The organism is Micromonospora sp. LZ34, assembly GCF_052981855.1.
This window is the reverse complement of the sequence record NZ_JBRIQN010000003.1, coordinates 30727-54050: the sequence shown is the minus strand read 5'-3', so window position 1 is coordinate 54050 and position 23324 is coordinate 30727. Positions and strand designations below refer to the sequence as shown.

The following is a 23324-nucleotide window of genomic DNA, read 5'->3' as shown; positions in this document are numbered from 1 at the left end:
GAGTGCAAGATCGTGCAGAGCGGTGCGTGGGATGGGTGACAAGGGGCGGGGCACCCCGGGGCAGGGGTGCGCGGGGGGACGTAGGCTCGGGGGCGTGACGGTGAGCCGGGAGATCGACGACATCCTGCAGCGCGGCGCGGACGGCGGGCGGATCACGCCCGAGGAGGCCCTGCTGCTCTACACCGACGCGCCCTTCCACGCGCTGGGCGAGGCGGCCGACGCGGTACGTCGGCGCCGCTACCCGGACGACATCGTCACGTACCTGATCGACCGCAACATCAACTACACCAACGTCTGCGTCACCGCGTGCAAGTTCTGCGCGTTCTACCGCGCGCCGAAGCACAAGGAGGGCTGGACCCACCCGACCGAGGAGATCCTGCGCCGCTGCGGCGAGGCGGTCGAGTTGGGCGCCACCCAGGTCATGCTCCAGGGCGGGCACCACCCGGACTACGGCGTGGAGTACTACGAGGAGCTCTTCTCCGCGGTCAAGCAGGCGTACCCGCAGCTGGCCATCCACTCGATCGGCCCGAGCGAGATCCTGCACATGGCCAAGGTCTCCGGCGTCAGCCTGGACGAGGCGATCGCCCGGATCAAGGTGGCCGGGCTGGACTCGATCGCCGGCGCCGGCGCGGAGATGCTGCCCGAGCGGCCGCGCAAGGCGATCGCCCCGCTCAAGGAGTCCGGCGAGCGCTGGCTGGAGGTCATGGAACTGGCCCACCGGCAGGGCCTCGAGTCGACCGCGACGATGATGATGGGCACCGGCGAGACGAACGCCGAGCGGATCGAGCACCTGCGGATGATCCGCGACGTGCAGGACCGCACCGGCGGTTTCCGGGCGTTCATCCCGTGGACGTACCAGCCGGAGAACAACCACCTCAAGGGCCGGACCCAGGCCACCACGCTGGAGTACCTGCGGCTGGTCGCGGTGTCCCGGCTCTTCTTCGAGACCGTGCCGCACCTGCAGGCGTCCTGGCTGACCACCGGCAAGGACGTCGGCCAGCTCGCCCTGCACATGGGCGTCGACGACCTCGGCTCGATCATGCTGGAGGAGAACGTCATCTCCTCGGCGGGTGCCCGGCACCGCTCCAACCTGCACGAGCTGATCGGCATGATCCGCTCGGCGGACCGGATCCCGGCCCAGCGGGACACCCTCTACAACCGGCTGGCGGTGCACTGGACCCCGGCCGACGACCCGACCGACGATCGGGTGGTCTCGCACTTCTCCTCGATCGCGATGCCGGGCGGTGGCGCCGGGAAGTCCCTGCCGCTGGTCGAGGTCAACTGACCCCGGTCCGGTTGGTCCGGTTCCCGGCTTTCGGGCGGGTCGGTCGAGGGGCTGACGATCCGCTCGACCGAACGGATCGATTCTCCGGGCCGGATCGGGTGCCGCCGACCGTGCGGATCAACGTAATGCCCATCAATCCGGGCGCGGTCCGGGTTCCCGACGGACGAGCAGGTCACTGCGCTCGGCGTGGGGGGTGGCGACGGTAGTCGTCGATCGCTAGCGTGCGGCCGGCGTACTTCCCATCGTCGCGGAAGGCAATCCCAATGATCTTCCACCACCGGCCGCTGGCCCGGCTCGGCGCCGCCGCGCTGCTCGCCGCGGGCGCGCTCACCACGATCGGCGCACCGGCGTACGCCGCGAACGCCGGCACGGACCTGTCGCTCGACGTCGCCGGCACCCGGGTGGCCGCCGAGGCCAACGGCAAGGCCACCTTTGTCAAGATCACTAACAACGGTCCGGCCATCCCGTCCAGCCTGCTGGTCCGGGTGGACGTCACCGAACTGGACTCGACCAAGGCCGAGGCCGTGCCGATCGCCCAGCACTGCGAAGAGGTCACCCGCGACAGCCGGCGCAACTGGGAGTGCGTGCTGACCGACGGGGAGATCCCCAAGCCCGGGGAGACCCTCGAGGTGGCGCTGATCCTCATCAAGGAGCTGGTGACGGTTCCGTACACGGCGCCGGTCACCTTCACCATCGTGTCGCCCGACGACACCACCCCGGACAACAACTCCAAGACGGCGCAGGTCGAGTTCACCGCGGAGAGCGGCGTGGACCTCGGCGTGCTGGTCCCGGACGTGACCCGGACCATCCCGCTCGACGAGTACGGCACCGGCGAGGAGGAGTTCCCCACGCTGAAGCCGGGCGACACGACCACCTTGTACGGGGTCGTCTTCAGCCAGGGCGACCGGGACGCCCAGGGCGTCCGGCTGACCATGCGGCTGCCGGCGGGCGTCACCTTCGCGACGACCCTGCGGTACTGCGAGCACTCGGCGGACAACCGGACCGCCACCTGCGAGATCGAGGACGTGCCGCTGGCCGCCGGCGAGGACGTGCTGCACGTGTTGGTGCCGATCACGGTGGCCGCCGACGTGGACGCGCCGGTCGTACTCAAGCCGGGTTCGATGACGGCCGTCGCGCTCCGTGAGCTGCCGGCGGACGTGCGGGCGGTGAAGCCGAGCACGGTCCGGCTGCCGCAGGGCATGAAGCTGGCGCCGCTCGGCGTGACCGATGTGGACGACAGCGACAACACCGACGACTTCGCGGTGATCGTGGCGGCCCGGACCGGTGGTGGCGGCGGCGGGCTGCCCGTGACCGGCCCGCAGGTCGGCCTGATCGGCGGGATCGGCCTGGCCGTGCTGGTCGCGGGTGGTGTGATGTTCCTGGTCGCGCGGCGACGCCGGGTCGTCCTGGTGACGCCGGGCGACGAGCGGCCGACGGCCTGAACGCCGTCCTCCATCGGCCCGCGCGGGCCGTTCACATAACGCACGGCGGTGCGGGCGGGACGGGTGACCATCCCGCCCGCACCGTCCATGCCGTCCGGGCCGGACGGATGAAACCCGCGGGCGGAAACTGGCGTGCCGTATCGACCTTCGATAACGTCCGCTCGGTTCCGCAACCATCAGTTTCTCTTCCCTAACCCCGGTCGGTGACACCGTTCCACCGTTCCGCGCTGGCGCGCGCCGGCGTCGCAGCCCTGCTCGCCGTCGGCGGCGTGTCCGTCGCGGCGGCCCCGGCCCAGGCCGCCGACGTGGCGGACCTCGTTCTTGCCCCGATCAGCACCGAGCTGGCGAAGGGCGTCGAGGAGGCCCGGGCCAAGCCGTTCAAGTTCACCGTCACCAACGCCGGCCCGGCCGACGCGAAGGACGTCGACGTCCGGGTGGACACCCGGCAGCTCAAGCAGAAGCGGGTCGGCTTCGTGGTGCCCGAGGGCTGCCACGTCATCGCCAGCTACCTCTTCCAGTGCCCGCTGGGTGACCTGCCCGCCGGCACCAGCGAGGACTTCGGCATCCCGCTCTTCAGCACGGGCGGCAAGGGCGACGGCGGCCTCCTGGTGGCCGGCGTCGCCACGACGACGCCCCAGCACGACATCGCCAACGACACCGTCGAGGTGCCGGTGACGGTGACCAGGCCCGGCTACGACCTCACCGCCTGGGTGCAGGACGTTCAGGCCAACGTGGTGGTCAACGGCGCCGTGATCGACGAGCCCGACCTGAAGCCCGTCCCCCGTGGGGCGACGGTGCCGCTGGACTGGGCGGTCTACAACGACGGCAGCCGGAAGGCGACCGGCATCTTCTACGGCCTCACGCTGCCGGCCGGCGTCAGCTTCGTGCAGAAGCCGGCGGGCTGCCTGGAGCAGGAGATCCTCGGCAAGGCCCAGCTGCTTTGCGAGGACTCCGGCGCGGTGGTGAAGCCGGGCGAGTACTACACGGCTGACGTGCGGGTGAAGGTCGGCGAGGACGTCACGGAGCCGGTCCTGCACGAGGGTGACCTCTTCGCGTATGGACTCGACGGCGCCGAGGGCCGAGCGGAGGAGGAGCCGCGGGCCGCCACCCAGGCGCAGCGGAAGACCTTCACCGAGGTTGACGAGAAGGACAACCACACCATCTTCGAGGCGTTCGTCGACCTGAGCGCGGAGCCCACTCCGACGCCGACCCCGAGCGGCGAGCCGACGGGCACCGGCGGCGGTGGCGGCGGCCTGCCGGTGACCGGTGTGCAGGCCGGCCTGATCGGCGGGATCGGCGCGGCCGTCCTGCTGGTCGGTGGCGCGCTGCTGCTGATCTCCCGGCGGCGCCGGGTGGTCCTGGTGGCCCCGGGCGACGAGACGTCGACCGACTGACGGGTGACACGCGGCGGGCGGGGTGGGTGACCACCCCGCCCGTTCCGTGTCCGGGCCACGCGGGCGGGCCGCCGCACGCTCGCCCGGCCGGATCGGCGGCCGACCCAGCGGTCGGCTGCGGGCGCCCGGCTGGCAGAGTGGAGGGGTGAGCCGTACCCCCCAGGGCCAGCGCGCCAGCCTGGACAAGCAGCCGCACGAGGTCGCCGCGATGTTCGACGGCGTGGCCGCGCGGTACGACCTGACCAACACGGTCCTCTCCTTCGGTCAGGACCGGTCCTGGCGCCGGTCCACCCGGGCCGCGCTCGGCCTGCGCCCCGGCGAGCGGGTGCTGGACGTCGGCGCGGGGACCGGCGTCTCGACGGAGGAACTGGCCCAGTCCGGGGCGTACGCCGTCGGGGCCGACCTGTCGCTCGGCATGCTGCACGCCGGCAAGCGTCGCCGCCCCCTGGTGCCGCTGGTGGCCGGGGACGCGCTGCGGCTGCCCTTCGCCGACGCCAGCTTCGACGCGGTGACCATCTCCTTCGCGCTGCGCAACGTGGTCGACACCGACGCGGCGCTCCGCGAACTGGCCCGGGTGACCAGGCCCGGCGGGCGGCTGGTGGTCTGCGAGTTCAGCCGCCCGGTGAACCCCGCCTTCCGCACGGTCTACCTGTCGTACCTGATGCGGTCGCTGCCGGCGGTGGCCCGCCGGGTCTCCAGCAACCCCGACGCGTACGTCTACCTGGCCGAGTCGATCCAGGCCTGGCCCGACCAGGCGGCGCTGGCGGCGCGGATCGGCGGGGCCGGCTGGGGCAGGGTGGCCTGGCGCAACCTGACCGGTGGCGTCGTCGCCCTGCACCGCGCGATCCGCCCCTGACCGTGGCGGCACCCGGTTGCCGGTGACCGGTGCCGGGTCCGCCGGGGAACCGGTAAGGCGCCTTTGCTCTGCGTCAACCGAGGCAGCGGTTCGGGCGGTCGACCGTTGCGCCGGTTGAAGCAGAGCAAAGGGCGCACGCCGGGGCCTCACCTGACCCGGACCTAGCGGTCGTACCACCTGGTTTCGTGAATATCCGTCTTTGGTCCATTTTGTTCCGTAGGCTCACGGTATGAGATCTGAGCAGCCGGACGAGGTGGCGGCCACCGACGACGACGCGGCCGAACTCGTCGCGCAGCTCAAGGAGTTGGCCGGCGCGGATCCCGCCGACGTTCGTCAGGTGGTGGCCGAGGTCCTCGCCGCGCTCGATCGCGCCGCCGGCGGCGCGCTGCGCGAGCACCTGCCGGAGACGATCCGGGTCGACGCCGGCCTGGACTCGGCGAGCCCCGCCCGCCGCTGACGACCGCACCCGAGGCACGGACCGGCGGGCGCTCCGCCGCTGGTGAGCGCCCCGCAACCGGGTTTCCGGCAAGTTAGGTACCCCTCAGCGGGCGCCGGTGTAACCCCGGTCATAGACTCCTCCCGTCTGGGCTTGTGAAGCATTTCACGAGCATGCGGGAGGAGGCGCGGATGACCGCGGTGGAGCACGACGCCGACGTCATCGTCGTGGGCGCCGGTCCCGGTGGGTCGGCGACCGCGTACCACCTGGCTCGGCACGGCGTACGGGTGCTGCTGCTGGAGAAGACCGAGTTCCCGCGGGAGAAGGTCTGCGGTGACGGACTGACCCCCCGCGCGGTGCGGCAGCTGGTCCGGATGGGTGTGGACACCTCGGAAGAGGCCGGCTGGCTGCACAACCGGGGGCTGCGGGTGATCGGCGGCGGGATCCGGCTGGAGCTGGACTGGCCCGACCTGGCGAGCTTCCCCAACTACGGCCTGGTGCGCACCCGGCTCGACTTCGACGACCTGCTCGCCCAGCGTGCGGTCGCCGCCGGCGCGAAGCTGCGGACCAGCGTGAACGTCACCGGCCCGGTGCTCGACCCGGACGGCCGGGTGATCGGTGTGGAGGCCGAGGTGGGCCCGGACAAGGCCCCGGCCACCTTCCACGCGCCGCTGGTCGTCGCCGCCGACGGCGTCTCCGGCCGGTTCCCGCTCGCCCTCGGGCTGGCCAAGCGGGAGGACCGGCCGATCGGGGTCGCCGTGCGGCGCTACTACCGCTGTGCGGCCAAGCACGACGACAACTACCTGGAGTCCTGGCTGGAGCTGCGCAGCAAGGACAGCGGCGACAACCTGCTGCCCGGGTACGGCTGGATCTTCGGCCTGGGTGACGGCCGGGTCAACGTCGGCCTGGGGGTGCTCAACTCCTCGTCCGCGTTCGGCAAGACCAACTACCGTCGGCTGCTGACCGACTGGCTGGCGAACACCCCGGCGGACTGGGGCATGACCGACGAGTCCAACGCGGAGGGTCCGATCCTCGGCGCGGCGCTGCCGATGGGCTTCAACCGGGTGCCGCACTACACCCGCGGGGTGATGCTGGTCGGCGACTCCGGCGGCATGGTCAACCCGTTCAACGGCGAGGGCATCGCGTACGCGATGGAGTCGGGCGAGCTGGCCGCGGAGATCGCGGTGCAGGCCCTGGCCCGACCGGCCGGCGCCGAGCGGGAGCGGGCGCTGGCCGCGTACCCGACCGAGCTCAAGGCGCGCTTCGGCGGCTACTACCGGCTCGGCGGCATCTTCGTGAAGCTGATCGGCCGTCCGGAGATCATGCGGATGGCCACCCGGCACGGCATGCCGCACCCGATGCTGATGCGCTTCGTCCTCAAGCTGCTGGCCAACCTGACCGACCCGCGCGGCGGGGACGCGATGGACCGGGTCATCAACGCGATGACGAAGGTGGCGCCAGCAGTGTGACCGCCGGGTCCACGGTCCGTGACGACGGCGGGCCCGGCGCACAGAGATCGGCCCCCCGGCGCAGGTTGCCGGATGGGACGTGAATAGTGTGATTTTCGCCAAGCACCGAGGGCAGGGAAGGACGAGCAGGAGACAACGATGACGCTCTCGCCTTACGCACCGATCATCGGGCTGTTCGCCCTCGCCGCGGGGTTCGCGCTGTTCTCCGTGGCGGCCGCCCGCTTCGTCGGCCCCCGCCGCTACAACAAGGCCAAACTCGAGGCGTACGAGTGCGGCATCGAGCCCAGCCCCCAGCCGGTCGGCGGCGGGCGGTTCCCGATCAAGTTCTACCTGACGGCGATGCTCTTCATCGTCTTCGACATCGAGATCATCTTCCTCTATCCCTGGGCGGTCTCGTTCGACGCCCTGCCGATCTTCGGCTTCGTGGAGATGGTCCTGTTCATCGTCGCGGTCTTCGTCGCGTACGCCTACGTGTGGCGGCGCGGCGGCCTGGACTGGGACTGAGGGAGGAACCTGAGATGGGTTTCGAGGAGAAGCTTCCCGCTGGTGTCCTGCTCACCTCGGTGGAGAAGCTGGTCAACTGGTCGCGGAAGTCGTCGGTCTGGGGTGCCACCTTCGGCCTGGCGTGCTGCGCGATCGAGATGATGGCGGCCGGCGGCCCGCACTACGACATGGGCCGTTGGGGCATGGAGGTCTTCCGCGCCTCGCCCCGGCAGGCCGACCTGATGATCGTGGCCGGTCGGGTGAGCCAGAAGATGGCCCCGGTGCTGCGCCAGATCTACGACCAGATGGCCGAGCCCCGCTGGGTCATCTCGATGGGCGTCTGCGCCAGCAGCGGCGGCATGTTCAACAACTACGCCATCGTGCAGGGCGTCGACCACATCGTCCCGGTCGACATGTACCTCCCCGGCTGCCCGCCCCGTCCCGAGATGCTCATCGACGCGGTGCTCAAGCTGCGCGAGAAGATCATGTACGAGCCGCTCGGCCCGAACGGCCGCAAGATGCTCGAGGCGCGCCAAGCCCGCGGTGACGTCCCGGTCGTCCCCTACGGCTCGATGCCGTCGTCGTACCGCAGCGACAAGGCCCGGCGGGCCGAGTGGACGAAGGCCGTCCGCGAGGGCCGCGAGGAGCAGCTGCGGATCGAGAACTGGATGAAGGCCCAGAACCACCTGCAGCATGGGGGCGTCAGATGACCGCACCTGAGGACAAGCTCACCGCCGGCGGCGTACCCGTGCCGACCACGCCGGCCGGCGCCAGCAGCACCGCACCCGCCGAGTACCCGCCGGCCAGCCCGGCCGGTCGCGGCATGTTCGGCAACCAGGGCACCGGCGACGTCTCCGGCTTCGGCGGCCTGGTCCGCCCGCGCCGGGCCGTCGAGGACGCGCCCCGGCCGTACGGCGGCTACTTCGACGAGGTGCGCGACGCGCTGGAGGAGGCGTACCCGGCCTTCGCCGACGCGATCGAGAAGGTCGTGGTCGACCGGGGCGAGCTGACCCTGCACGTCCGCGCCGAGCGGATCGCCGAGGTCTGCCAGGTGATGCGCGACGACCTCGCGCTCCGCTTCGAGCTCTGCTCGTCGGTGTCCGGGGTGGACTACCTCGGCGCCGACTCCCGGCGGCTGCACGTGGTCTACCAACTCACCTCGATGACCTACCGCCGCACGGTGCGGCTGGAGGCCGCGGTCTCCGTCGAGGACCCGCATCTGCCCAGCGTCACGTCGGTCTACCCGACGGCGGACTGGCAGGAGCGGGAGGCGTACGACATGTTCGGCATCGTCTTCGACGGCCACCCCAACCTGACCCGGATCCTGATGCCGGACGACTGGGAGGGGCATCCGCAGCGCAAGGACTACCCGCTCGGCGGCGTGCCGGTGGAGTACAAGGGCGCCGAGATCCCGCCGCCGGACCGGAGGAGGTCGTACCAGTGACCACGTCCAACTACGCGACCGAGCGTGAGACCGCCGAGGGCAAGGTCTTCACCGTCACCGGTGGGGACTGGGACAGCGTGGTCTCCGGCACTGACCCGATCAACGACGAGCGGATCGTCGTCAACATGGGTCCGCAGCACCCGTCGACGCACGGCGTGCTCCGGCTGATCCTCGAACTCGAGGGTGAGACGGTCCGCGAGGCCCGCTCGGTGATCGGCTACCTGCACACCGGCATCGAGAAGAACCTCGAGTACCGCAACTGGGTCCAGGGCAGCACCTTCGTGACCCGGATGGACTACCTCTCCCCGCTGTTCAACGAGACGGCGTACGCGCTGGCGGTGGAGCGGCTGCTCGGCATCTCCGATCAGGTCACCGAGCGGGCGACCACCATCCGGGTGCTGATGATGGAGCTGAACCGGATCTCGTCGCACCTGGTCTGGCTGGCCACCACCGGCATGGAGCTGGGCGCGATCAACATGATGCTGTACGGCTTCCGGGAGCGGGAGCACATCCTCGAGATCTTCGAGATGATCACCGGCCTGCGGATGAACCACGCGTACGTCCGGCCGGGCGGCGTGGCGCAGGACGTGCCGGACGAGGCGATCGTCAAGATCTGCGAGTTCCTCAAGCTGATGCCGAAGAAGCTCAAGGAGTACGAGGACCTCCTCTCCGGCCAGCCGATCTGGATCGAGCGCACCAAGAACGTCGCGGTGCTCGACGTGACCGGCTGCATCGCGCTCGGCGTGACCGGGCCGGTGCTGCGCTCCGCCGGGCTGGCCTGGGACCTGCGCAAGACCATGCCGTACTGCGGCTACGAGACGTACGAGTTCGACGTCCCGACGCACACCGACGGCGACGTGTGGGGCCGCTACCTGGTCCGGCTGGCCGAGATCCGCGAGTCGCTCAAGCTGGTCGAGCAGGCGCTGGACCGGCTCAAGCCCGGCCCGGTGATGGTGGCCGACAAGAAGATCGCCTGGCCGGCGCAGCTGGCCATCGGCGTCGACGGCATGGGCAACTCGCTGGAGCACGTGGCCAAGATCATGGGTCAGTCGATGGAGTCGCTGATCCACCACTTCAAGCTCGTCACCGAGGGCTTCCGGGTGCCGCCGGGCCAGGTCTACGTCGGCATCGAGTCGCCCCGCGGCGAGTTGGGCGTGCACGCGGTCTCCGACGGTGGCACCCGGCCCTACCGGGTGCACTACCGGGAGCCGAGCTTCGTCAACCTCCAGGCCCTCCCGGCGATGGCCGAGGGCGGCCTGATCGCCGACGTGATCGCCGGCGGCGCCTCGCTGGACCCCGTGATGGGTGGTTGTGACCGATGACGACGACTTTCACCGAAGAGACCCGGCAGCGGGCGCGGGAGATCATCGCCCGCTACCCGGCGGACCGGTCGCGTTCGGCGCTGCTGCCGCTGCTGCACCTGGTGCAGTCCGAGGAGGGCTACGTCTCCCCGGCCGGCGTGGAGTTCTGCGCCGAGGTGCTGGGGCTGAACAAGGCCCAGGTGGGCGCGGTGGCCACCTTCTACACCATGTACAAGCGCCGGCCGACCGGCGACTACCTGGTGAGCGTCTGCACCAACACGATGTGCAACGTGCTCGGCGGCCAGGAGGTCTACGACACCCTCGCCGAGCACCTCGGCGTCGGGCACGACGAGACCACCGCCGACGGGAAGATCACCCTGGAGCACGCCGAGTGCCTGGCGGCCTGCGACTACGGCCCGGTGATGACCGTCAACTACGACTTCTTCGACAAGGTGGACCCGCAGGCCGCGGTCGGGGTGGTCGACGAGCTGCGCGCCGGCGGCCGGCCGATGCCGACCCGGGGCGCCCGGCTCTGCACGCTCAAGGAGATGGCGGTGCAGCTGGCCGGCTTCGCCGACGAGCGCGAGGGCGCGGTCGCCGACGGCGGGCCGGGCGAGCCGACCCTGCGCGGCCTGCGGCTGGCCCAGGAGCACGGCATCTCGGTGGCGGGCTTCGACCCGAACACCCCGATCCGGAGCAAGGCGGAGGCCGACGCGGCCGCGGCGAAGGCGAAGGCCGAGGCCGCCAAGGCCGAGAAGCCGGCGCCCGTGACGACCGCCCCGGTGAAGGGTGGCGACGGCGCGTCCGCCCCGACCGGTACGGCCGGCAACGCGGGGGCCGGCGAGCCGGCCCGGCCGGAGCAGGCGACCGGCAGCACCGCCCCGGACGTCAAGGGGCCGGATGACAAGTCGCCGGAGGTGCGGGCGGCCGAGACCCGGCAGCCGGACGCGGCGACCGCCGTGCCGGACGCGCCCGGCACCAAGGTCCCGGTGGACACCGCGCCCCCGGCGCCGCGCGACGCGCAGGAGGCCGAGGTCGCCGGCGCGGCGGCCAACCCGCCCGCCGGTGACGGCAAGCCCGCCGGCGACGAGGCCGGTGCGCAGGAGCGCAACCTCAAGGAAGCGGAGGCTCAGAAGTGACGACGCCTCGACGGGAGACCCTGGCGAAGCTCACTCCCGTGCTCACCAAGCGCTGGCTGTCGCCGGACGCCTGGCGGATCGGCACCTACGAGAAGCTGGACGGCTACGCGGCGCTGCGCAAGGCGCTCACGGCCCACCCGGACGATCTGATCCAGCTGATCAAGGACTCCGGCCTGCGCGGGCGCGGCGGCGCCGGCTTCCCGACCGGTCTCAAGTGGGGGTTCATCCCGCAGGGCGACGGCAAGCCGCATTACCTGGTGGTGAACGCCGACGAGGGCGAGCCGGGCACCTGCAAGGACCTGCCGCTGATGACGCATGATCCGCACTCGCTGGTCGAGGGCGTGATCATCGCGTCGTACGCGATCCGGGCCAACCGCGCCTACATCTACATCCGGGGCGAGGCGGTGCACGCCGCGCGCCGGCTGCGCAACGCGGTGCAGGAGGCGTACGCCAGGGGCTACCTCGGCCGGAACATCCAGGGCACCGGCTTCGACCTGGACCTGGTGGTGCACTCGGGCGCCGGGGCGTACATCTGCGGCGAGGAGACCGCGCTGCTGGACTCGCTGGAGGGCTTCCGGGGCCAGCCCCGGCTGCGCCCGCCGTTCCCGGCGACCCACGGCCTGTACGCCAGCCCGACGGTGGTGAACAACGTCGGCACCATCGCCAGCGTGCCGTACATCGTGCTGGGCGGCGCCGACTGGTGGAGGACCATGGGCACGGAGAAGTCCTCCGGGCCGATGATCTACTCGCTCTCCGGCCGGATCGCCAACCCGGGCCAGTACGAGTGCTCGATGGGCATCACGCTGCGGGAGCTGATCGAGCTGGCCGGCGGCATGCAGCCCGGGCACAACCTGAAGTTCTGGACCCCGGGCGGCTCGTCGACGCCGCTGCTCACCGCCGAGCACCTGGACGTGCCGCTGGACTTCGAGTCGGTGGCGGCGGCCGGGTCCATCCTCGGCACCACGGCCACCCAGATCTTCTCCGACCAGGACTGCCCGGTCTACGCGACCTACCGGTGGCTGGAGTTCTACCACCACGAGTCGTGCGGCAAGTGCACCCCGTGCCGGGAGGGCAACTACTGGATGGTCCGGGTCTACCGGCGGATCCTCTCCGGTCAGGGCACCCACGAGGACCTGGACACCCTGCTGGACACCTGCGACAACATCCTCGGCCGCTCGTTCTGCGGTCTGGGTGACGGCGCGACCAGCCCGGTGACCTCGTCGCTGAAGTACTTCAAGCAGGACTACCTCGACTACATCGAGGGGCGCACGGCGCCGAAGCTGTCCGACAAGCAGTTGGTGGGAGCCCATTAATGACTGACGTCGTCAAGGCCCCGGAAACCGTCACGCTCACCATCGACGGCGTCGAGGTCACCGCCCCCAAGGGTGCGCTGCTGATCCGTGTCGCCGAGCAGCTGGGCATCGAGATCCCCCGGTTCTGCGACCACCCGCTGCTGGCCCCGGCCGGCGCGTGCCGGCAGTGTCTGGTCGAGGTGGAGGGGCAGCGCAAGCCGGTCGCCTCGTGCACCCAGACCGTCGCCGACGGCATGGTGGTCCGCACCCAGCTCAGCTCTCCGGTCGCCAAGAAGGCGCAGGAGGGGGTGATGGAGCTGCTGCTCCTCAACCACCCGCTCGACTGCCCGATGTGCGACAAGGGCGGCGAGTGCCCGCTGCAGAACCAGGCGATGTCCACCGGCCGCGCCGACTCCCGCTTCCACGAGCACAAGCGGGAGTACGAGAAGCCGCTGGAGATCAGCACCCAGGTGCTGCTGGACCGCGAGCGCTGCGTGCTCTGCCAGCGCTGCACCCGGTTCTCGGAGGAGATCGCCGGCGACAAGTTCATCGACCTGATGAACCGGTCGTCCGCCGAGGAGATCAACATCTACCGGGACGACGCGTACGGGGTGGAGGACGGGGACGGCGACGTGCCGTTCAACTCGTACTTCTCCGGCAACACCGTGCAGATCTGCCCGGTCGGCGCGCTGACCGGCGCCCAGTACCGGTTCCGGGCCCGCCCCTTCGACCTGGTCTCCAGCCCGAGCGTCTGCGAGCACTGCTCGGCCGGCTGCGCCCAGCGCACAGACTGGCGGCGGGGCAAGGTGCTGCGCCGGCTGGCCGGCGACGACCCGGCCGTCAACGAGGAGTGGAACTGCGACAAGGGGCGGTGGGGCTTCCAGTACACCCGCGCCTTCGACCGGCTCACCACCCCGCTGGTCCGCGACGAGCGCACCGGTGAGCTGCGCGAGGCGTCCTGGAGCGAGGCGCTGAGCGTCGCCGCCGAGGGGCTGCGCGCCGCCCGGGACGGCGGTCAGGGCACCGCGGTGCTCACCGGCGGCCGGCTGACCGTCGAGGACGCCTACGCGTACGCGAAGTTCGCCCGAGTCGCGCTGAACACCAACGACATCGACTTCCGGGCCCGGCCGGTCTCCCGCGAGGAGGCCGAGTTCCTGGCCAGCACGGTCGCCGGGCGCACCGACGTCACCTACGCGGATGTGGAGAACGCGCCCGCCGTGGTGCTGGTCGGCCTGGAGCCGGAGGAGGAGTGCCCGATCCTCTTCCTGCGGCTGCGCAAGGCGTACCTGAAGAAGAAGCTGACGGTCTACGCGATCGCGCCGTTCGCCACCCGCGGCCTGGAGAAGCTCGGCGCCAAGCTGGCCCGGGTGGTGCCGGGCGAGGAGGCCAGCGTGCTCGCCGAGCACGCCACGGTGGCCGAGGCGCTGAGCGCCGAGGGTGCCATCCTGATCGTCGGCGAGCGGCTCGCCGAGGTGCCCGGTGGCCTCTCCGCGGCCGCCGACGTCGCCCGGCGTACCGGTGCCCGGCTGGCCTGGGTGCCGCGCCGCGCGGGTGACCGTGGCGCGGTCGACGCGGGCTGCCTGCCCAACCTGCTCCCCGGTGGCCGCCTGGTCGTCGAGCCGGCCGCCCGGGCCGAGCTGGGCGAGGCGTGGGACATCGCGGCCGGGGTGATCCCCAGCCAGGCCGGCCGGGACACCGACGGCATCATCGCGGCCGCGGCCGCCGGTCAGCTCGGCGCGCTGGTGGTGGCCGGCGTCGACCCGGCCGACCTGGCCGACCCGCGGCTGGCCGAGCAGGCGCTGGACACGGTGCCGTTCCTGGTCAGCCTGGAGCTGCGCAACAGCGCGGTGGCCCGCCGGGCGGACGTGGTCTTCCCGGTCGCCCCGGTGGACGAGAAGGCCGGCAGCTTCCTGGACTGGGAGGGCCGGCTGCGCACCTTCGAGGCGGTGCTGCAGACCGCCGCGATGAGCGACGGCCGGGTGCTGGACGCGCTGGCCGCGCAGCTCGACGTGCGGCTCGGCACCGGCGACGTGCCGAGCGTCCGGCGCGAGCTGGGCGGGCTGCCGCCGACCCGGACCGAGCGGCCCGCCGCCCCGGCGGTCGAGCCGGCCACGGTGCCGCAGCCCGGCGCCGGCGAGGCGGTGCTGGCCACCTGGCACCAGCTGATCGACCTGGGCAGCCTCACCGACGGCGACGAGCACCTGATTGGCACCGCCCGCCCGCCGGTGGTCCGGCTGGGCAAGGGCACCGCGGAGGCGCTCGGCGTCGCCGACGGCGACCCGGTGACGGTGGGCACCGACCGGGGGGCGCTGACCCTGCCGGCGGAGATCACCGAGATGCCGGACGGCGTCGTCTGGCTGCCCACCAACTCACCCGGTTCGACCGTCCGGCGCAGCCTCGGCGCGACGTCCGGCGCGGTCGTCCGGGTCACCGCCGCGGTCGCCGCCGACGCGGCCGGCCGTCCGGGCCCGCTCCTCAACGCAGGGGGTGCAATCCAGTGAACGCGGTCTACCTGGCCCAGGACCCGACGCTGGCCGACTTCGGCCGGGACCCGTGGTGGCTGGTCCTCATCAAGGTCGTCTTCGCCTTCGTCTTCGCCGTGCTCGCCACGCTGCTCGGGGTCTGGTTCGAGCGGCGGGTCGTGGGCCGGATGGCGGTGCGGCCCGGCCCCAACCAGGTCGGCCCGTTCGGCCTGCTGCAGACCCTCGCCGACGGTCTCAAGATGGCCTTCAAGGAGGACATCCTGCCGAAGGCGGCCGACAAGGTCGTCTACTTCTTCGCGCCGACCATCTCGGTGATCTGCGCGGTCACCGCGCTGTCGGTGGTGCCGTTCGGCCCGATGGTGAGCATCTTCGGCCACTGGACGCCGCTGCAGGTCACCGACGTGTCGGTGGCGGTGCTGGTGCTGCTGGCCTGCTCCTCGATGGGCATCTACGGCATCGTGCTCGGCGGTTGGGCCTCCGGCTCGACCTACCCGCTGCTGGGCGGCCTGCGCTCCAGCGCCCAGATGATCTCGTACGAGGTCGCCATGGGGCTGAGCATCGTGGCGGTGTTCATGACCGCCGGCACGATGTCGACCAGCGGGATCGTCGCCGCCCAGGGGGACGCCACCCAGCTGAACGTCTTCGGCACCGAGCTCCCGGCGCCCGGCTGGTACGCGATCCTGCTGCTGCCGAGCTTCGTCATCTTCTTCATCGCCACCGTCGGTGAGACCAACCGGGCGCCGTTCGACCTGCCCGAGGCCGAGTCCGAGCTGGTGGCGGGCTTCATGACGGAGTACAGCTCGCTGAAGTTCGCGCTCTTCATGCTCAGCGAGTACGTCTCGATGGTGACCATGTCCGCGGTCACCACCACGCTCTTCCTCGGCGGCTGGCGGGCGCCGTGGCCGATCACCCTCTGGGAGGGTGCCAACTCCGGTTGGTGGCCGATGCTGTGGTTCTTCGGCAAGGTGATCGCGCTCGTCTTCGTCTTCGTCTGGCTGCGGGGCACGCTGCCCCGGCTGCGCTACGACCAGTTCATGCGGTTCGGCTGGAAGGTGCTGCTCCCGATCAACCTGGTCTGGATCCTGGTGCTCTCCGGGCTGCGCTCGATCGAGGACTGGGACTCCCGCAGCAAGGTCATCGCGGTCGGCATCCCGGCCGGCATCCTGCTGCTCGCCACGCTCTTCTGGCCGAGCCGCAAGCCGCAGCCGAAGCCGACGCTCCAGGAACAGGTCAACAGCCGGCCGCACGGCAGCTTCCCGCTGCCGCCGATGGACCTGCAGGTACCACCGAGCCCGCGCACCAGGCGCGTGGTCGCCGAGCGGGAGCCGGCCAACATCGCCGCCGGCTCGGACTCCAGGGAGGTGTGACGTGGGCGCGATCACCGGAACGTTCAAGGGCTTCGGGGTCACCTTCTCGCACATGTTCAGGAAGGTCGTCACCACCGACTACCCGTTCAAGCCGCCGGTGTCGGCGCCGCGCTACCACGGGCGGCACATCCTGAACCGGCACCCGGACGGGCTGGAGAAGTGCATCGGGTGCGAGCTGTGCGCCTGGGCCTGCCCGGCGGACGCGATCTACGTCGAGGGCGGCGACAACACCGACGAGCAGCGCTTCTCGCCGGGTGAGCGGTACGCCAGCGTCTACCAGATCAACTACGCCCGGTGCATCTTCTGCGGCCTCTGCATCGAGGCCTGCCCGACCCGTTCGCTCACCATGAGCAACGAGTACGAGCTGGCCCGGGACAACCGGCAGGACCTCATCTTCACCAAGGAGCAGCTGCTCGCGCCGCTGCTGCCGGGCATGGAGCAGCCGCCGCACCCGATGCGGCTGGGGGACAGCGAGAAGGACTACTACGTCGGCGCGCTGGAGAACCCGGGCACCTCGGCCGGCGCCGAGCGCTCCCCGATGGGCCCCGGGCGGTACCAGCTGGAGGAGCACCCCGGGGTGAGCTTCCCCGGCGCCGAGCAGCACGCCCAGCGGGCCGCCGCGGGCAAGGGAGACGGAGCATGACCACGCAGACGGTGCTCGCCGCGGCGGGCTCGGTGTCCACCGGCGAGGCGGTCACCTTCTGGATCCTCGCCCCGCTGGCGCTGATCGGCGGGATCGGGATGGTCGCCGCCCGCAACGCCGTGCACTCGGCGCTGTGGCTGGTGCTGACCATGCTCTGCCTCGGCGTGTTCTACGTGCTCCAGGCCGGGCCGTTCATCGGCATGGTGCAGATCATCGTCTACACCGGCGCGATCATGATGCTGTTCCTCTTCGTGCTGATGCTGGTCGGCCGGGACGCGTCGGACTCGCTGATCGAGACGCTGCGCGGGCAGCGGACCGCGGCGCTGCTGCTGGCGCTCGGCTTCGCCGGCCTGGTCGGTACCGGCCTCTACCGGGGGCTGGACGGGGTCACCGCGGTCGGCCTAGCCGAGCCGAACGCCGAGGGGAACGTGCAGGGCATCGCCCGGCTGCTGTTCACCAAGTACGTCTTCGCCTTCGAACTCACCTCGGCGCTGCTGATCACCGCCGCGGTCGGCGCGATGGTGCTGGCCCACGTCGAGCGGCGCAAGCAGGACAAGCTCGACCAGCCGGCGACCATGCGGGCCCGCTTCGCCCCGGGCAACTACCCGGGCCCGAAGCCCGGCCCCGGCGTCTTCGCCACCTCCTCCTCGGTGGCCACCCCGGCCCGGCTGCCGGACGGCCGGCTCACCGAGCGGAGCACTCCGGAGATCCTGCCGGTGCGCGAGATGACCGCCGAGGAGACCGCGCTGAAGGGGACGGACAAGTAATGGACCAGTTCTTCTCGGTCGAACCGAACTACTACCTGGTGCTCGCCGCGGTGCTGTTCACCATCGGCGCCGCCGGGGTGCTCATCCGGCGCAACGCCATCGTGCTGTTCATGTGCGTCGAGCTGATGCTCAACGCGGCCAACCTGACGCTGGTCACCTTCAGCCGGATCAACGGTGACCTCAACGGCCAGATCATGGCGTTCTTCGTGATGGTGGTGGCGGCCGCGGAGGTCGTGGTCGGGCTGGCGATCATCATGTCGATCTTCCGGACCCGGCGCTCCGCGAGCGTCGACGACGCCAACCTGCTGAAGTACTGAGGGGTCCTGCGGTGGGAACGATTCTGACGAACGCCCCGGCCGAGCCGGCGGGCACCGTCGCGTACGCGACGGCCGACGGGCTGCTGGGCAGCGTCTGGCTGCTGGTGGCCATCCCGCTGGTCAGCGCGGCGATCCTGCTGCTGCTCGGCCGGCGGGCGGACCGCTGGGGGCACTGGCTCGGCGTGGCGGCCATCGGCGCCGCCTTCGTGCTCGGCCTGACCTACTTCTTCCAGCTGCGGGGCCTGGAGAACAAGTCGGTCGAGCTGAGCCTCTGGGACTTCATCACGGTCGGCGACCTGCGGGTGGACTTCGGTCTGCTCTTCGACCCGCTGGCCGCGGTCTTCGTGCTGCTGATCACCGGGGTGGGTTTCCTGATCCACCTCTACGCGGTCGAGTACATGGCCCACGACGCGGGCCGGCGGCGCTTCTTCGGGTACTTCAACCTGTTCGTCGCCGCCATGCTGCTGCTGGTGCTCGGCAACAACTACGTGATGCTCTACTTCGGCTGGGAGGGCGTCGGCCTGGCGTCGTACCTGCTGATCTCCTTCTGGTACGAGCGGCCGAGCGCCGCCACCGCCGGTAAGAAGGCGTTCCTGATGAACCGGGTCGGCGACGCCGGCCTGGCGATCGGCATCTTCATCATGTTCGCCACCCTCGGCACCACCCAGTACGACGAGGTCTTCAGCGGCGTCGGCGCCCTCGGCGCGACCACGGTGCTGGTGCTCGGCCTGCTGCTGCTGCTCGGCGCGACCGGCAAGTCCGGCCAGTTCCCGCTCCAGGCGTGGCTGCCGGACGCGATGGAGGGCCCGACCCCGGTGTCGGCGCTCATCCACGCCGCCACCATGGTCACCGCCGGCGTCTACCTGATCGCCCGGTCCAACCCGATCTTCTCGGCGAACTCCACCCTCCAACTCGTGGTGGTGAGCGTCGGCGCGCTGACCCTGCTGATCGGCTGCGTCATCGGCGCGGCCAAGGACGACATCAAGCGGGTGCTGGCCTGGTCGACGGTGAGCCAGATCGGCTACATGTTCCTCGGCGTCGGGCTCGGCGGTGCGGCGTACGCGCTGGCGATCGTGCACCTGCTCGCGCACGGCTTCTTCAAGGCGAACATGTTCCTCGGCGCCGGCTCGGTCATGCACGGCATGAACGACCAGGTCGACATCCGCCGCTTCGGCGGGCTCTCCAAGTACATGAAGGTCACCTGGATCACCTTCATGATGGGCTGGCTCGCCATCATCGGCATGTTCCCGTTCTCCGGCTTCTTCTCCAAGGAGCCGATCATCGTGGCCGCGTTCGAGCGGGAGGACTGGACGGCCTGGCTCTTCGGCATGGCCGCGCTGCTCGGCGCCGGGCTGACCGCGTTCTACATGACCCGGCTCTTCGTGCTCACCTTCCACGGGCCGAAGCGCTGGACCGAGGACATCGAGCACCCGCACGAGTCGCCGGCGCTGATGACCATCCCGCTGATCCTGCTCGCCGCGGGCTCGGTCGGGGCCGGCTTCCTGCTCGCCACCTCCGTGCCCGACTGGCTGGAAGCGACCGCCGGGCTGGGCGGCCAGGAGGAGGGGCACCACGCGGTGCTCTCGCACACCGTGATCACCGTGCTCTCGCTGCTGGTCACCGTGCTCGGCGCCGGGCTGGCCTGGTTCCTGTTCCGGGCCGGCACGGCCACCGCGCCGCAGCCGGCCGGGGTGCTGGTCACCGCCGCCCGGCGCAACCTCTACACCGACGCCTTCAACGAGGCGGTCTTCGAGAAGCCGGGCATCTTCCTCACCCGGGCACTGGTCTTCCTCGACAACCGGGGCGTGGACGGGCTGGTCAACGGCCTCGCCGCGGCGGTCGGCGGCGGCTCCGGCCGGCTCCGGCGGCTGCAGACCGGCTTCGTCCGGTCGTACGCCACCTCCATCCTGACCGGCGCGTTGCTGGTGCTGGCGGCGTTCCTGGCCGTCGAGGCGGGGTGGCTGGCGTGATCGACCTCTTCCAGGCGGCCGTCGTCGGCGGACCGCGCAGTGACGACGGAGGTAAGGCCGCATAATGTCCGACTTCCCGTTCCTCTCGGTGCTCACCGTGGCGCCGCTGGTCGGCGCCCTGGTGGTGGCCCTGGTGCCGCGGACGCGGCCGGAGCTGGCCAAGCAGGTCGCGCTCGGCTGGTCGCTGCTGGTGCTGGTGCTGTCGGTGGTCATGTGGGTCACCTTCCAGGTCGGCGGTGAGCGGTTCCAGTTCCGCGAGTCCTACCCGTGGATCCCGAACTGGGGCGTCAACTTCACCTTCGCCGCCGACGGCATCGCGCTGGTGATGCTGATGCTGATCGCGGTGCTGGTGCCGCTGGTGATCCTGGCGTCCTGGCACGACGCCGAGTCGTCGAAGCGGTCGGTCCCGGTCTACTTCGCGCTGCTGCTCGTCCTCGAGTGCACGATGATCGGCGTCTTCGCCGCCGCCGACGTCTTCCTGTTCTACGTGTTCTTCGAGGTCATGCTGGTGCCGATGTACTTCCTGATCGGCAGCTACGGCGGCCACCAGCGGCAGTACGCGGCGGTGAAGTTCTTCCTCTACTCGCTCGTCGGCGGTCTGTTCATGCTCGCCGCGGTGATCGGCCTTTGGGTGGTCGGCGGGAAGACCTTCGACTGGCAGGCGCTGTCCCAGGTGGACATCTCTACCGGCACCGAGCGCTGGCTCTTCCTCGGCTTCTTCCTCGCCTTCGCGATCAAGGCGCCGTTCTTCCCGTTCCACACCTGGCTGCCGGACGCCGGTGGGGCGGCGCCCGCGGGTGCGGCCGCGCTGCTCGTCGGCGTGCTGGACAAGGTCGGCACGTTCGGCATCCTGCGCTACTGCCTGCCGCTCTTCCCGGACGCGGCCAAGTGGTTCGCCCCGTGGGCGCTGGCGCTGGGGCTGATCGGCATCATCTACGCCGCGCTGCTGGCGGTCGGCCAGAACGACCTGAAGCGGCTGGTGTCGTACACCTCGATCGCGCACTTCGGCTTCATCGGGGTGGGCATCTTCGCCTTCACCACCCAGGCGGGCACCGGGGCCGTGCTCTACATGGTCAACCACGGGCTCGCCACCGGCCTGCTCTTCCTGGTGGTCGGCATGCTGATCGCCCGCCGGGGCTCGGCGCTGGTCAGCGACTTCGGCGGCGCCGGCAAGCTGGTGCCGCTGCTGGCCGGGGTGCTCTTCTTCGCCGGTCTCGCCTCGCTGGCGCTGCCCGGCACCGCCCCGTTCATCTCCGAGTTCCTGGTGCTGATCGGCACCTTCACGGTGAACAAGCCGGTCGCGGTCATCGCCACGCTCGGCATCATCCTGGCCGCGGCGTACGTGCTCTGGATGGTGCAGCGCACCACGCAGGGCACGCTCAACCCGGCGCTGACCGAGGTCGACGGCATGCGGCGTGACCTCAACCTGCGCGAGAAGGTCGTGGTCGCGCCCCTGATCGCGCTGATCGTGCTGCTCGGGTTCTACCCGAAGCCGGTCACCGACGTGATCAACCCCGCCGTCCAGGCGACCATGGACGACATCGGCAGGACCGACCCTGCGCCCTCGGTCGGCACCGTCCAGGAGGCCGCAAAGTGAGTGAACTCAAACTCCCCTCGATCGACTACGCGGCGCTCGCGCCGAGCCTGATCATGCTGGGCGCCGCGTTGCTCGGCGTGCTGGTCGAGGCGTTCGTGCCCCGGCGGCTGCGGCACCTGGTGCAGTTGTCGCTGGCGCTGCTGGCGGTGCTCGGCGCGCTCACCATGGTGGTGCTGAACGCCGACGACCGGCTGATCACCATCGGCGGGGCGATCGCGGTGGACGGGCCGACGCTCTTCCTCCAGGGCGCGATCCTGGTGCTCGCCGCGATGGCGCTGCTGCTCATCGGCGAGCGTTCGGTGGAGCGGGGCGGGGCGTTCGTCGCCCAGGCCGCGTTCCCTGCCGAGTCGGCCGACGACCGGCGGCAGGCCGAGGGCGCGAACGGCGCCACCGAGGTCTACCCGCTGACCACGTTCGCGATCGGCGGCATGCTGATCTTCGTGGCGGCGAACGACCTGCTGACCATGTTCATCGCGCTCGAGGTCTTCTCGCTGCCGCTCTACCTGCTCTGCGCGCTGGCCCGCCGCCGGCGGCTGCTGAGCCAGGAGGCCGCGCTGAAGTACTTCATGCTCGGCGCGTACGCCTCGGCCTTCTTCCTGTTCGGGGTGGCCCTGATCTACGGCTTCACCGCGGGCATCCCGAACTCCTCGGCCGGCGTCGACTTCGCCACCGTCAACGCGGCCGTGGCCGAGTCCACCGCCAGCCCGCTGCTGCTCTTCGCCGGCATGGCGCTGCTGAGCATCGGTCTGCTGTTCAAGGCGGCGGCGGCCCCGTTCCACGTCTGGACGCCGGACGTCTACCAGGGTGCACCGACCCCGGTCACCGGCTTCATGGCCGCCTGCACCAAGGTCGCCGCGTTCGGCGCGCTGCTGCGGGTGTTCCACGTCGCCTTCGACGGGGCCCGCTGGGACTTCACCCCGGTCCTCGGCGCGGTCGCCGTGCTGACCATGCTGGTCGGCGCGGTGCTGGCGGTCACCCAGACCGACATCAAGCGGCTGCTCGCCTACTCGTCGATCGCGAACGCCGGATACCTCCTGGTCGGCGTGCTGGCGCCGAGCCGTGACGGGCTCTCCGGCACCATGTTCTACCTGGTCGCGTACGGCTTCTCGGTGCTCGCCGCGTTCGCCGTGGTGACCCTGGTGCGGGACGCCGACGGGGAGGCCACCCACCTGTCCCGCTGGGCCGGGCTGGGCAAGCGCTCGCCGTTCTACGCCGCGGTGTTCACCTTCATCCTGCTCGCCTTCGCGGGCATCCCGCTGACCAGCGGCTTCACCAGCAAGTTCGCGGTCTTCGGCCCGGCGCTCGACGGTGGGCAGGCGTGGCTGGTGATCGCCGGCGTGCTGACCAGCATGGTGCTGGCCTTCCCGTACCTGCGGGTCGTGGTGATGATGTGGCTCTCCGAGCCGGGCGAGTCCACGCCGACGGTGACCGTGCCGGGCGGGCTCACCTCGGCGGCGCTGATGATCGGCGTGATCGCCACCCTGGTGCTCGGGGTCGCCCCGGCGCCGCTGCTCGACCTCGCCACGGGTGCCGCCGAATTCGTGCGGTGAACCGACGTCCGGGCCTACGGGGGCCGGTCCGCCACGGCGGGCCGGCCCCCGGTCCGTATCCCCAGTCCGGAGCAGGTCGAGGGGGTGTG

The 23324-nt window shown here is 71.0% G+C and carries 20 protein-coding genes; all 20 read left to right on the top strand.

Annotated features, from left to right (window positions below):
* Positions 1-94 precede the first annotated feature (94 nt).
* The 20 genes from mqnC to nuoN all read left to right on the top strand — a co-directional run bounded on the left by mqnC (position 95) and on the right by nuoN (position 23235).
* Positions 95-1285: a cyclic dehypoxanthinyl futalosine synthase gene (gene mqnC / locus ACVCAH_RS04555; RefSeq protein ID WP_447134760.1), complete on the top strand. Its 1191-nt coding sequence runs from the start codon at positions 95-97 to the stop codon at positions 1283-1285.
* A 263-nt stretch (positions 1286-1548) separates the two neighbouring features.
* On the top strand, positions 1549-2727 hold the full coding sequence (locus ACVCAH_RS04550; RefSeq protein WP_447134759.1) for a hypothetical protein: 1179 nt from the start codon (positions 1549-1551) through the stop codon (positions 2725-2727).
* A gap of 203 nt (positions 2728-2930) precedes the next feature.
* Positions 2931-4121 carry a cell wall anchor protein gene (locus ACVCAH_RS04545; RefSeq protein WP_447134758.1) on the top strand — a complete coding sequence of 397 codons (1191 nt, stop codon included), beginning with the start codon at positions 2931-2933 and terminating at the stop codon, positions 4119-4121.
* 145 nt (positions 4122-4266) lie between these two features.
* Complete coding sequence (locus ACVCAH_RS04540) at positions 4267-4977, top strand: demethylmenaquinone methyltransferase (RefSeq protein WP_447134757.1); 711 nt, start codon at positions 4267-4269, stop codon at positions 4975-4977.
* Positions 4978-5206: 229 nt separating this feature from the next.
* Positions 5207-5434 carry a hypothetical protein gene (locus ACVCAH_RS04535; RefSeq protein WP_447134756.1) on the top strand — a complete coding sequence of 76 codons (228 nt, stop codon included), beginning with the start codon at positions 5207-5209 and terminating at the stop codon, positions 5432-5434.
* Positions 5435-5604: 170 nt separating this feature from the next.
* Complete coding sequence (locus ACVCAH_RS04530; protein ID WP_447134755.1) at positions 5605-6882, top strand: geranylgeranyl reductase family protein; 1278 nt, start codon at positions 5605-5607, stop codon at positions 6880-6882.
* 138 nt (positions 6883-7020) lie between these two features.
* Complete coding sequence (locus tag ACVCAH_RS04525; protein WP_447134754.1) at positions 7021-7386, top strand: NADH-quinone oxidoreductase subunit A; 366 nt, start codon at positions 7021-7023, stop codon at positions 7384-7386.
* Positions 7387-7400: 14 nt separating this feature from the next.
* On the top strand, positions 7401-8075 hold the full coding sequence (locus tag ACVCAH_RS04520; protein WP_447134753.1) for a NuoB/complex I 20 kDa subunit family protein: 675 nt from the start codon (positions 7401-7403) through the stop codon (positions 8073-8075).
* Entirely contained in the window at positions 8072-8809 is a 738-nt protein-coding gene (locus ACVCAH_RS04515; protein ID WP_447134752.1) for an NADH-quinone oxidoreductase subunit C, read from the top strand. The genes ACVCAH_RS04520 and ACVCAH_RS04515 overlap by 4 nt, the downstream gene beginning before the upstream one ends.
* Positions 8806-10131, top strand: coding sequence for an NADH-quinone oxidoreductase subunit D (locus ACVCAH_RS04510; RefSeq protein WP_447134751.1), 1326 nt, complete (start codon positions 8806-8808; stop codon positions 10129-10131). Before ACVCAH_RS04515 ends, ACVCAH_RS04510 begins: the two co-directional genes overlap by 4 nt.
* Entirely contained in the window at positions 10128-11249 is a 1122-nt protein-coding gene (gene nuoE / locus ACVCAH_RS04505; RefSeq protein WP_447134750.1) for an NADH-quinone oxidoreductase subunit NuoE, read from the top strand. The genes ACVCAH_RS04510 and nuoE overlap by 4 nt, the downstream gene beginning before the upstream one ends.
* Positions 11246-12562 (top strand): NADH-quinone oxidoreductase subunit NuoF, encoded by a 1317-nt coding sequence (gene nuoF, locus ACVCAH_RS04500; protein ID WP_447134749.1) that lies wholly within the window; start codon positions 11246-11248, stop codon positions 12560-12562. The genes nuoE and nuoF overlap by 4 nt, the downstream gene beginning before the upstream one ends.
* Positions 12562-15042: an NADH-quinone oxidoreductase subunit G gene (locus ACVCAH_RS04495; protein ID WP_447134748.1), complete on the top strand. Its 2481-nt coding sequence runs from the start codon at positions 12562-12564 to the stop codon at positions 15040-15042. The genes nuoF and ACVCAH_RS04495 overlap by 1 nt, the downstream gene beginning before the upstream one ends.
* The gene (nuoH, locus tag ACVCAH_RS04490) at positions 15039-16391 is read left to right on the top strand and encodes an NADH-quinone oxidoreductase subunit NuoH (RefSeq protein ID WP_447134747.1); all 1353 of its coding nucleotides are present in this window, start codon (positions 15039-15041) and stop codon (positions 16389-16391) included. The genes ACVCAH_RS04495 and nuoH overlap by 4 nt, the downstream gene beginning before the upstream one ends.
* Before the next feature lies 1 nt (position 16392).
* Complete coding sequence (gene nuoI, locus ACVCAH_RS04485) at positions 16393-17034, top strand: NADH-quinone oxidoreductase subunit NuoI (RefSeq protein WP_447134746.1); 642 nt, start codon at positions 16393-16395, stop codon at positions 17032-17034.
* Positions 17031-17801 (top strand): NADH-quinone oxidoreductase subunit J, encoded by a 771-nt coding sequence (locus tag ACVCAH_RS04480; RefSeq protein ID WP_447134745.1) that lies wholly within the window; start codon positions 17031-17033, stop codon positions 17799-17801. Before nuoI ends, ACVCAH_RS04480 begins: the two co-directional genes overlap by 4 nt.
* The gene (nuoK, locus tag ACVCAH_RS04475) at positions 17801-18118 is read left to right on the top strand and encodes an NADH-quinone oxidoreductase subunit NuoK (protein WP_447134744.1); all 318 of its coding nucleotides are present in this window, start codon (positions 17801-17803) and stop codon (positions 18116-18118) included. The genes ACVCAH_RS04480 and nuoK overlap by 1 nt, the downstream gene beginning before the upstream one ends.
* Positions 18119-18129: 11 nt before the next feature.
* A complete protein-coding gene (nuoL, locus tag ACVCAH_RS04470; protein WP_447134743.1) occupies positions 18130-20088 on the top strand; it encodes an NADH-quinone oxidoreductase subunit L in 1959 nt (652 codons plus the stop codon).
* A 64-nt stretch (positions 20089-20152) separates the two neighbouring features.
* A complete protein-coding gene (locus ACVCAH_RS04465) occupies positions 20153-21685 on the top strand; it encodes an NADH-quinone oxidoreductase subunit M (protein WP_447134742.1) in 1533 nt (510 codons plus the stop codon).
* Positions 21682-23235 carry an NADH-quinone oxidoreductase subunit NuoN gene (nuoN, locus tag ACVCAH_RS04460; protein WP_447134741.1) on the top strand — a complete coding sequence of 518 codons (1554 nt, stop codon included), beginning with the start codon at positions 21682-21684 and terminating at the stop codon, positions 23233-23235. Before ACVCAH_RS04465 ends, nuoN begins: the two co-directional genes overlap by 4 nt.
* The last annotated feature ends 89 nt before the right edge of the window (positions 23236-23324 follow it).